Origin of the sequence: Ferruginibacter sp., from assembly GCF_031430955.1 — a bacterium.
Classification (GTDB): Bacteria; Bacteroidota; Bacteroidia; order Chitinophagales; family Chitinophagaceae; genus Ferruginibacter.
On the sequence record NZ_JANPCM010000242.1, the window covers coordinates 1 to 11,133 of the forward strand.

Genomic DNA, 11,133 nt, shown 5'->3' on the forward strand with positions numbered 1-11,133 from the left:
TTATTGCATGCATTGCACAGCCGCTGGTATCATATTCTTAAAAATTTATCGGAAGCAGATTTACAAAAAACAGTTTTTCATCCCGAGCATAAAAAAGAAATGACCTTGTGGTTTTTGCTGGGTATGTACGCATGGCATGGCAGGCATCATGTGGCGCATATTGCCAGTTTAAGAGAAAGAATGAAATGGAATTAGTTAAATAGTTGATTAGTTTATTGGTTAAATGGGCAAGTTACTCAACTAATAAACTAATCAACCAGTAAACCAATAAACAAAGCATGAACTGGAAAAAACTATCCTCAAAATATTTAAGCAACCACATTTATTTTACTGCAAGAGAAGACCGTTGCGAAAGACCCGACGGGCAAATTGTAGATCCGTATTTTGTGGTGGAAATGCGGCCGAGTGTTTGTGCTGTACCGGTTACAGAAAATAATGAAGTTGTATTGGTAAGGCAATACCGCCACGCCATTGGTCAAACTATTGTAGAAATCCCCGGCGGATTTATTGATGCAGGGGAAGATGTGCAAAAAGCTATTGCCAGAGAATTGCTTGAAGAAACGGGATACGAATTTACCAGCTACGATTATTTAGGAAAAATTGCTTCTAACCCCGGTATGATTGACAACTTTACTTATTTATATTTGGCAAGGGGAGGAAAAAAAATAGCAGCGCAACAATTAGATCATAACGAAGAAATAGAATTATTAACAGTGCCATTAGAAAAATTCAGGCAAATGCTGCAGCAAAATGAAATTGTACAATCGCTGCACATGGCCTGTGCGTATTATGCTTTTCAAAAAATAGATGGAGAAAATAATTTTGCAAACTCTACTATAAACCCTTAACAAACCCTCCAAGAGTTGAGTTGGAAATAAGCAACAATATTAAAGTTAAACTCTTGGAGGGTTTATTAGAGTATATTCTGCGTAATTGGCGAAATCAGCGGGCACATCCACTTCTCCCACCAAAAAAACACTGCCGCAAACAATAATTAAATCTGTTGCCGCAGCATTTTGCTTTGCAGCATCAATAGCCATATTTACATCATCGTAAAAATTGCCTTTTAAATTAAATGTTGCAGCTTTTGTTTGTAATTCTTGCGCTGGTAAAGCTCTTGGTATATGTGCATTAGTAAAATAATATTCGGCCTCAGTTGGCAGCAACGATAAAACCTTATCCACTTCTTTATCTTTTACCATCCCCAAAACAAAATGATTTTTTATTTGGTCGCTATCGTTTTTTAATTGTTTTATAATTTGTTTTATGCCATCTTCATTATGCGCCACATCTAAAACTACAGTTGGGTTTTCGGCAATTACATCCCATCTTCCATGCAAGCCAGTTATTTTTTTTGTATTAGCTAAAGCAAATTTTTCTGTTTCATTTTTTATAACAAAACCCAGTTGCATTAAAATGGCTTCGGCACATAATACCGTACACAAATTTTTTGTTTGATAAATGCCATTAAGATCAAGAGAAAAATTTTCTGTAATGCCATGCTCAATAGTGGTTACATCGCAATTTAAAATTTGTGCAGTGGAAGAAATATTGGAAACTTTATAATCTTCCTGTGCGAAATAAATTTTGCTGTTACAGGCTTTGGCTTTGTCCGTAAAAATATTTTTTGTTTCAGGAATATATTCACCAATAACTACAGGTACATTTGGTTTTATTATACCGGCCTTTTCATTCGCAATTTCTTCTAAAGTGTTACCCAAAATATTCATGTGGTCGTAACCAATATTGGTAATAATGGAAAGGATAGGAGTGATGATGTTAGTACTGTCTAACCTGCCGCCAAGCCCCGTTTCAATAATGGCGACATCAACTTTTTGTTTTGCAAAATAGTCAAAAGCCATAGCAACGGTTAATTCAAAAAAAGATGGTTCAATGCTTTCGGATAAAATTTTGTTACGCTCCACAAAATCCACCACAAAATCTTCGCTGATCATTTCGCCATTTATTTTTATTCTTTCTTTAAAATCTTTTAAATGCGGCGAAGTGTATAAACCTGTTTTGTAACCCGCCTGTTGTAAAATTGCTGCCAGCATGTGGCTGGTGCTGCCTTTACCGTTAGTGCCGGCAATATGTATGCTTTTAAATTTTGTTTGCGGATTATCTAAAGCATTACAAAGTGCAATAGTGTTATGTAAATCTTTTTTATAGGCAGCAGCACCAATGCGGCTGAACATGGGAAGCTGTTTGTAGAGATAGTCAATCGTTTGCTGATAATTCATTTGCAAAAAGCTGTAGAATGGTTAAAGTACAATGGCAAATGTAGGTAAAGCTGAATAATGATTTACAGTTGAAGAGTGGATTTCCTTCGTCAGTATAAACTGTGCCAATGAAGTTGAATCTGAATTCAAATGTCGGGTGCAAAAAAACTAAAACATAATCTCCTCCATTTTCCAAGGGGATAGGGATTATTGTACTTTAAAATTAAACGGCACAGTTACAATAGATTCATGATCTGATTTATTAAATTGAATATTGGGCAAATATCCCCTGATTGCATTGGCATATCTTGAATCGCTGCTGGTAGAACCTTTATCGAAACCAACAAATGAACCTCTGCCATCGGCATTAACTTTTATAATTGCATTAATGGTTGCCTTGGGTAAATCACCCATAAAAATATAATTGTTAACGATAGTTCTGTCACCTTTAGAAACCCTTAATCCACTGCCACCAGTTCTTCCTCCGGGATTGTTGCCGTAACTATCTGGCTTACCATCAGGGCTGCCTGCATCACCCTTGCCGCCAGGTTTATTGCCTTCGTATTTATAGCCATTATCTTCAGTGGCACCATTGCCTGTTCCGTTTTTTGGTCCGTTATAACCGGCAATTTTTGGTTTTTGTGGTTTAGGCACTGGTACAACAACTGGTGCAGGAGTTGTATTCTTTACTGGTTGTATTGTTGGTTGCTTAGGAATAATAGCTGTTTTAACTGGCTTTTCAGGTTTTACAACAGGTGCTGCCTCTTCATCTTTATTATCGTCCGGTTGTACATCTTGCGCAGGCTCGTCATTTGCAGCAGCAGCTGGTGTTTGCTGTTGCTCCGCAGGTTCGTTACCGGGAGATTTCTCACCTTTAACCAAGGGTTGCACATCTCCAAAGCCTTCATCTAAATTGCCTAAATTAATTTCAATTAAATCTTCTGCAATAGGTGTTGGCGGGGGTAAAATTTTCCATGTCCAGAAAATAGCGATTAATAACAATGCTGCAACTATTACGGTTGTATAAAGAAACGCTTTCCTGTTTTTTTCAGCTTCAAATGTTGCAGACATAGTATTTGTATAATGCATAGTAAAGATATTCAATTTTATATAACGATGCAAAACCGTACCAAATTCAATAAGCGTTGTTAAAAATTTAACAAATTAACAAGAGAACATTATTGAGTTGAAAAGTAAGTGTTTAACAAATTTCTTCAAATCATTTACATGTATTCATCCGTAAGATCCGTGGCAAAAAAAAGCATGGCCAAAGCCATGCAGTAAAAACTAAAAAGAATTATTCTATTTTAAGAAAATAAAAATCAAACTTAGTTCAACCTCCTCATCATTGAGGCAGAAGTTCTTTGTCTCTTTTGTACATTCCACAAATCTACCACACCAAATGAACGGTTGTTACCTTCGGTTTTTGCATCAACAGCAAGGGTTTCTTTTGTTTCTTTCATTAATTCTTTCAGGTCTTTTTTGTTGATTGGGGCGCCTATGCCCACGACATCACTTTTCATATTTCTAGTTTTAAATTACAATTTTATCGCTCAAGTATCAGGCTAAATGGTCTGGTTGGGCGGATTTTCGTTTAACAAACAAGGGTTTTAAGTTGCAGTAAATAACGCAGTATTACTGAAATGCGATGCAATTTACGCCGGTACATTAAATTAGTTCATCTAAAATTTTTATTATAACATTATGCCAAAGCGATAATATTATTAGTGTAACGCAATACAGTATTGTGTTTCAGCATTTTTATTTTATTACAACCAAACTGTAAAATGCCTTTTAATTTTTTGTATAAAGAAAAGTTAAAGCGTACAAATGTGCTGCTTTTATCATTGCATCATTTTTGTAAAAATGATTGTAACATTGCTTTTATAAATATTTATTATGAAAATAATAGGACTAATAGGTGGTTTAACCTGGTATTCAACTTTAGATTATTACCGGCTGTTAAACGAATTGATGAATAAAAAATTGGGCGGAGTACATGCAGCAAAAATTATTTTATACTCCGTTAATTTTGGAGAAATAAAAATTTTAACAGAGCAGCAGGATTGGAAAAGCATTGCTGTAATAATTTGCAAAGCAGCAAAATCAATTGAAGTTGCAGGTGCCGATTGTATTATGATTGGTGCCAACACCATGCATAAAATTGCTGATGAAGTGCAGGAGGCTGTAAATATTCCTGTAATTCATATTGCAACTGCTGTTGCCGAAACAATAAAAGGCGCAGGATTAAAAAAAGTGGCTTTGCTGGGTACAAAATATACCATGCAATTACACTTTTATAAAAATATACTTGCCGAAAATGGGATTGAAACAATTACACCGCCTGAAAATGATATCGAATTTATCAATAACTCTATTTATGAAGAATTTGGTAAAGGAATATTTTTGTCCGAAACCAAAATTCAATATTTAAAAATTATGGAAGAGCTGATAAAGCAGGGTGCAGAAGGTTTTATTTTAGGCTGTACCGAAATTCCCATATTAATTAAGCAGGAAGATTGTACAGTTCCTGTTTTTAATACTGGCCTTATTCATGCCATGGCTGCGGTTGATTTTGCTTTGGCTTAAAATTTAATGCTTCAAATTTTATATTGTAACAGTTTTAACCCGCTGTTAGCATAACTGGCAGTAAATTTGTTTAAATACTTTCTTAATAAAATCTAATAATGAAAAAAATTACTTTTCTTTTTTTAGCTGTTGCAGTAGTTTCATTTGCAAATGCACAGGGCATTTTAGGTAAAATAAAAAAAGCCACTTCTAAAGACAGCAGCGGTAATATACTTTCTGCCATTGGTAAAACCGGTAGCGGCAAAGGGTTGAGCAACGATGAAATTATAAGCGGTTTAAAAGAAGCCTTAAGTATTGGTACCGACAGTGCCGCAAAAAGATTAAATAAAACAGATGGTTTTTTTGCCAATGCCGCATTAAAAATTTTAATGCCCGAGGAAGCAAAAAAAGCTGAAGCAACTTTGCGTAAAGCAGGCTTTGGTTCTTTAGCAGATAAAGCAATATTATCTATGAACAGGGCAGCAGAAGATGCAGCAGGAGGCATATCTGCTATTTTTATTGATGCTGTAAAACAAATGACTGTTACGGATGGATTAAAAATATTAAAGGGCGGCGATTTTGCTGCAACAGAATATTTAAAATCTACAACTACTGCAAAACTTACCGAAAAAATGCGGCCGGTAATAGATGCTTCATTAGCAAAAGTAAATGCAACCAATTACTGGAAAGATGTATTTACCACTTACAATAAAATATCTTTTAGTAAAACGCCGGTAAATACCGATCTGTCATCTTATGTTACTGAAAAAGCAATGAGCGGCATATTTTTTTCAATAGGACAGGAGGAACAAAAAATAAGAAAAGATCCTGCCGCACAGGTAACTGCATTATTAAAAAAATTTTTTGCTAAATAAAATTAAAAATATTTTCTTATTTATCTAAAATATTTTAATAACACATAAAAAAAAGTCCGGCGATAATTATTATCGCCGGACTTTTTTTATGATAGAATTTATCAATCTACTTCCACAATCCTTTTATATACTCGGTAATTTCTGTGCCTTTAGCTTTTGCTAATTTGTCTAATCCGCCTTTTATAGTCGGGTCAACAAAACTTCTAAATTGTTCGGGCACTAAATTTCTAAATTCAATTATCTTGTCAATGCCTTTTTTTACGTTAGCAAGGTTTTGCACTTTTTCAAGGTAGGCAGCAAATGTAGCGCTGGCTGCAACTTTTTCCTGGCTGGGTGGCGCTTTATCGTAGCTGTTAGCTATAAAATCAAAATCGGCCTCACTGCCCTTGCTCATAATAATATCGCTAACCACAACACCTAAATCACCTTTAGCATCGTTGGTGTATTTTTTTGCAATTGTATAAGCATTGTCTGGCTCAAGCGCTGCAAGTCCGCCTAATGCAGCACCAGCAACACTGTAAGAAGAGTCGCCAACATTTGCCTTAAAAAGATCCAAATATTTTGCATCAGCTTTTGCAGCTAAAAAATCAAGTGCCGCAGCCTTTGCTTTTTTATTAGTTTCTGTTTTACTGATATTTTCAATAGCAGTAACTACGCCTGCATCGTTGGCCTGTTTAGATTTTGCTAATTTATTAATAGTGCTGGCACGTATTGGTGCATATTTATCTTTTAATCCTTCAGCTAATTTTATCATACTGTTTTTAGCAAAATAATCTAAAGCTTCAATCCTGTCTAAATACAATGGCGCATATTTTATTTGGTGGCTAAAGTTATCGGCAGTTTTATTATCAGTTTTTTCGCATAATAAAATTTTATCTCCATCCACATTTATCAAATCAGGTTTTTGTGTATAGCTGAAAGTAAAAGTATCAATCCTGTTTTCAATCCAAACTTTGCGTCTTACTTTTTGTACACCATTATAAATATCAATTGCAATAGGCAGCCTGAAAATTTTTCCCGTGTTTTGCGTTTGCTCAATAATTACCGAAGCTTTGCCATTAGTATCATCATATTTGTAATCAATATTTAATTTTGGATGGCCGCTGCCAAAATACCATTGGTTCCAGTACCAGTTTAAATCCTGGCCGGTAACTTCTTCAAAAGCTAAACGCATTTGGTCCGATTCGCCAGTTTTAAATTTATTAGTATTTAAATAATTATTAAGCGATTTAAAAAATGCATCATCACCAACATAATTACGCAGCATGTGCAGCACACGTCCGCCCTTTTGATAACTTACCAAATCAAATACATCTTCTTTATCACTGTACCTGAATCTTACTAAATCTTTTTTTGCTTCATTGGGGTTTGATAAGTATTGTCTTAAGCCCTGCTGGTTTTCTTCATCACCGGCATCTTTACCATGTTTGTATTCCATCCAAAGTGTTTGGCTGTAATCGGCCATCGATTCGTTAACGGTAATGTTGCTCCAGCTTTCTGTAGTTACCAAATCTCCAAACCATTGATGAAACAATTCATGACAAATAACTGTTTCCCAGCCGTTGCCATCAGTTAATTGTCTTGCATTTTGATAAGCACTTTCCTGGTGCAGTGTTGCAGTAGTATTTTCCATAGCACCGCTTACATAATCTCTGCCTACAATCTGGTTATATTTCTGCCACGGATATTCAACACCTAATTTCTCCGAATAAAATTTCATCATTTCAGGTGTAGTACCAAATACGCCTCTTGCATAAGGCGCCTGATCTTTCTCTACATAATAACTAACCTCTTTGCCCTTGTAGCTGTCTTTAATTATTGCAAAGTCTCCTACACCCATAAAAAATAAATAAGGGGCATGCGGTAAATCCATTTTCCAGTAATCGGTACGGGTGCCATCTGCATTTTTCTTTTGGCTTTTTAATAAACCATTGCTAAGGGTTACATACTTTGCAGGCACTGTCATGTAAATTTCATCCGTAGTTTTTTGGTTGGGTTTATCTATAGTTGGCATCCATACACTGTTGGCTTCAGTTTCGCCTTGTGTCCAAATTTGTGTAGGTTTATCTTTCTCTTCACCGGTAGGGTTAATAAAGTACAAGCCTTTGGCATCATTAATGGCTGCACTGCCTTTAACTTTAACTTCGTTTGGCTTGCTGGTATAATCTATATATATAGTATAATTTTCTCCGCCTTTATACATTTTGTCCAGTGTAATTCTTAATTGCCAGCCGTCATAGGTGTACTGCAAAGTCGATTTTGATGCACCTTTCATCATGGCTATTTCTTTAATGTCCATGCCTTTTGCATCCAGTGTTAAAGAGTCGGTGGCATAAAAGTGAGGTTTTAAGGTAAGCCATTCTTTACCATACATCCATGCCTTTGCATAGTCAAATTTTACGTCAAGTTTGGTATGTACAAGGTCATTTATCCTTGTGCTGGTAGCCCTGTAAATTTTTTTCCAGCTGGTGTCTTTCGGTGGGGGAGTGTCATCCTGGGCCATCATCACAAATGGGCTTGCAGCAAGGACAAGCAAAAAAAGCATTTTTTTCATGTTTTATATTTAGGGTTCAAAAATAAGTGGAGTTTAGTTAAAGTGAAATCAATTTTTATTTAAATGGCAAAAACATAGTATTAATAAGTATTTTTGATATGGCTTTTATTTTAGCATTGTCTAATTGTAATGCATCAACGTCGCTGCAAATACGAAGCTTAATAGTTTTTTACGTCTTGATAATATTTATATAACAAATGAATAGATTTTATAAAAAATTACTCTTTCTTTTTTTCTACCTGTCTTTTGTTGTGCTAAGCTCATTTTCACAACAAAATCATTTTATTTATTTGCAAACAGAAAATAGGCAGCCCTTTTATGTTAAGCTGGATAAAAAAATATTGAGTTCTTCAGCTTCCGGCTATATTATTATTTCAAAATTGCAGGAAGGTAATTATATAATGGCCATTGGTTTTCCAAAAAACGAATGGCCCGAGCAAACTGTTACATGTACTGTAAATAAAAAAGATGCAGGTTATTTATTAAAAAATTTTGGTGATAAAGGTTGGGGAATATTCAATCTGCAAACTATGGAAGTTATAATGTCTGGTGTAAAAGCTGCTGAAAATGAAAATGTTGGCATAGAAGATAAGAATGATATTTTTTCAAATACACTTTCTAATGTAGTTAACGATCCATCAATTGTAAGAAAAATAGAAGAAAAATCTGCAGTTAAAGAAGAGGTGAAACCAGTTTTGGTTGAAAATAAAAAGGAAGTACAGATAGATACTCCAACAAATATTGTAATTGCACCGGTAGAAGATAAGAAGATAGAAGATAAACCAGTAGTAAAAGAAGAAATAAAACCTGTTATAGAAATAATAAAAAACGAAGAGCAGGTTATCGTATCATCGCAAGTTAAAAAATTATTTAGTATTAAAAGTTCAGAAGGAACCGATATGGTGTTTGCAGACATTGTGAATGGCGTTGCTGATACTGTAAGGCTTTTTATAGCGGCAGAAAAAAACAATGAAGCCATACAGCCCGAAAAAAAAATAATAAAGCCTGCAGCCGACTTGCAAAAAAATGAGGAAGTAAAAAAGGATGAGTCAAAAGTATCAAGTACAAAAACCACCAAAGCAGGGGAACCTAAATTTATAAATATTGAATTGCCTAATCCAAATATAAAAAAAGATTCAGCAGTTCAAATATCAGTTCCGGCTGCTGAAGTGAATAAAACAGAGCAATTGCCTGTTTCAGAAAAGCCAAAAGAAAATACCACAAAGCCTGTAATGGTAAATTCTGATTGCAAAAGTTTGGCCACTCAAGACGATTTTCTTAAACTAAGAAAGAAAATGGCTGCAGAAGGTACAGATGAAGAGATGGTTGATATTGCAAAAAAAGTTTTCAGATCAAAGTGTTTTACAACTGAGCAGATAAAAAATCTCAGCGTTTTATTTTTAAAAGATGACGGGAAATACAAATTTTTTGATGCAGCTTATCCGTTTGTGTCCGATTCTAATAATTTTAGTTCTCTCGAAACGCAACTAAGCGATGGTTATTTCATAACCCGTTTTAAAGCTATGGTGAATCACTAAATCTATTAATAAGCACTGGTGTATAAATATCATCTATAAAAACTAACACTTGCTCATTCTGGCCATTCAACAATTTTAAATCCCTCAACTACTTACCACATGCCACGGTATTTTATCGAAGTTTCATATAAGGGTACAAATTATTCAGGTTTTCAAATACAACAAAATGCCAATTCTGTTCAGGTCGAAATAGAAAAAGCACTTAAAATATTTTATAAAGAAGATTTTAAACTAACCGGGTCTTCACGTACTGATGCCGGAGTACATGCATTGCAAAATTTCTTTCATTTTGATACCGAGTCAGAGTTAGCTGATGCATCTTATCATCTTAATGCTATACTGCCTGCCGATATTGTAGTAAAAAAAATATTCTTGGTTAAACCTGATAACCATTGCCGCTTTAATGCACTCTCCAGGGAATATGCTTATACTATTTATCAGCAAAAAGATCCTTTTTTACAAGATAGGGCATACTTCTTTCCTTATGAGATAAATATTGAGTTGATGCAGGAAGCTGCAAATGAATTAATGAATCACCAGGATTTTGCAGCATTCTCAAAGCGAAACACCCAAGCCAAAACAACTATCTGCACTATTTTTAGCAGTAAGTGGGAGGAAAAAGAAAATGTTTTAACTTACAATGTAATTAGCAACAGGTTCCTTAGGGGCATGGTACGTGGCATGGTTGGTACAATGCTTCAGGTGGGCAGGCGCAAAATATCTCTGGATCAATTCATTAATATCATTCAATCTAAAGATTGTACTAAAGCGGATTTTTCAGTTCCTCCGCAAGGATTATTCCTTTTAAAAGTCCAATTTCCCTCCCTTTAATTTTTTTCTTGGATTTTTTCTGTTTAAATTCCATAGCTCCCTAAATTCATTTTGCTAATAAATTGCTCTAAAACCGCCATTTTTTTATATTCTAAAAGTATTCAAAAAAAAACTTTGTTTATTTTTCAATTATTTTTCAAATCCTGTAATCCAGTGCAGTAAACAATTAGGTACGATTGAGAACATCAAGTACAGCTGTTGTTAACAACTATTTTTCAAAATAATTTTGGTAGCAGTTTATACACTCCTATCTTTGCCGTCCGCTTTTGAAAAAAGGCAATAGTTCTTAAAAAAATCATCCTGAATTTCTAAATAATTTTTCAAAATAATTAAAGAAAAATTTGGGTGAGAAAATAAAGGCCCTTACCTTTGCACTCCCAAATAAAAAAGGGGCAAAAGTAAAGCCAAAAAGATCTTTGAAAGTTTGGAAACAACAGCACGAATCTTCGGATTCACAAAAGGTAATGTTAGCGCAAATATTAATTAGAATTTGACGTTATAATTTCGAGAGAAAATACAACAGTCAGATCAAAACTTCTTTACAATGG

The 11,133-nt window shown here is 34.6% G+C and carries 10 protein-coding genes; 6 read left to right on the forward strand and 4 right to left on the reverse strand.

What is annotated here, in order from left to right; genetic code table 11:
- Nucleotides 1-195, forward strand: a 195-nt coding sequence (locus ACY65O_RS06755) for a DinB family protein (protein WP_462220090.1), incomplete at its 5' end; no start/stop codon positions are given.
- Nucleotides 196-278: 83 nt separating this feature from the next.
- Nucleotides 279-848, forward strand: a complete 570-nt coding sequence (locus ACY65O_RS06760; protein WP_462220091.1) for an NUDIX hydrolase — start codon at nt 279-281, stop codon at nt 846-848.
- A gap of 45 nt (nt 849-893) precedes the next feature.
- Here ACY65O_RS06760 and ACY65O_RS06765 read toward each other — a convergent pair whose 3' ends face one another.
- The 3 genes from ACY65O_RS06765 to ACY65O_RS06775 form a co-directional block, all read right to left on the reverse strand.
- Nucleotides 894-2,240, reverse strand: coding sequence for a bifunctional folylpolyglutamate synthase/dihydrofolate synthase (locus tag ACY65O_RS06765; protein WP_462220092.1), 1,347 nt, complete (start codon nt 2,238-2,240; stop codon nt 894-896).
- 186 nt (nt 2,241-2,426) lie between these two features.
- On the reverse strand, nt 2,427-3,290 hold the full coding sequence (locus ACY65O_RS06770) for a hypothetical protein (protein ID WP_462220093.1): 864 nt from the start codon (nt 3,288-3,290) through the stop codon (nt 2,427-2,429).
- A gap of 257 nt (nt 3,291-3,547) precedes the next feature.
- Nucleotides 3,548-3,742 carry a hypothetical protein gene (locus tag ACY65O_RS06775; protein WP_462220094.1) on the reverse strand — a complete coding sequence of 65 codons (195 nt, stop codon included), beginning with the start codon at nt 3,740-3,742 and terminating at the stop codon, nt 3,548-3,550.
- 376 nt (nt 3,743-4,118) lie between these two features.
- Between ACY65O_RS06775 and ACY65O_RS06780 the strand changes: the two genes are divergently transcribed.
- Together ACY65O_RS06780 and ACY65O_RS06785 are read left to right on the forward strand one after the other, a co-directional pair.
- Entirely contained in the window at nt 4,119-4,808 is a 690-nt protein-coding gene (locus tag ACY65O_RS06780; protein ID WP_462220095.1) for an aspartate/glutamate racemase family protein, read from the forward strand.
- 98 nt (nt 4,809-4,906) lie between these two features.
- Nucleotides 4,907-5,662: a DUF4197 domain-containing protein gene (locus ACY65O_RS06785; RefSeq protein ID WP_462220096.1), complete on the forward strand. Its 756-nt coding sequence runs from the start codon at nt 4,907-4,909 to the stop codon at nt 5,660-5,662.
- A gap of 106 nt (nt 5,663-5,768) precedes the next feature.
- Here ACY65O_RS06785 and ACY65O_RS06790 read toward each other — a convergent pair whose 3' ends face one another.
- Nucleotides 5,769-8,216, reverse strand: coding sequence for a M1 family metallopeptidase (locus tag ACY65O_RS06790; protein WP_462220097.1), 2,448 nt, complete (start codon nt 8,214-8,216; stop codon nt 5,769-5,771).
- Between the two features lie 290 nt (nt 8,217-8,506).
- Between ACY65O_RS06790 and ACY65O_RS06795 the strand changes: the two genes are divergently transcribed.
- Together ACY65O_RS06795 and truA are read left to right on the forward strand one after the other, a co-directional pair.
- Nucleotides 8,507-9,754 (forward strand): DUF4476 domain-containing protein, encoded by a 1,248-nt coding sequence (locus ACY65O_RS06795; protein ID WP_462220098.1) that lies wholly within the window; start codon nt 8,507-8,509, stop codon nt 9,752-9,754.
- Nucleotides 9,755-9,853: 99 nt separating this feature from the next.
- The gene (gene truA, locus ACY65O_RS06800; RefSeq protein WP_462220099.1) at nt 9,854-10,585 is read left to right on the forward strand and encodes a tRNA pseudouridine(38-40) synthase TruA; all 732 of its coding nucleotides are present in this window, start codon (nt 9,854-9,856) and stop codon (nt 10,583-10,585) included.
- Nucleotides 10,586-11,133 lie beyond the last annotated feature (548 nt).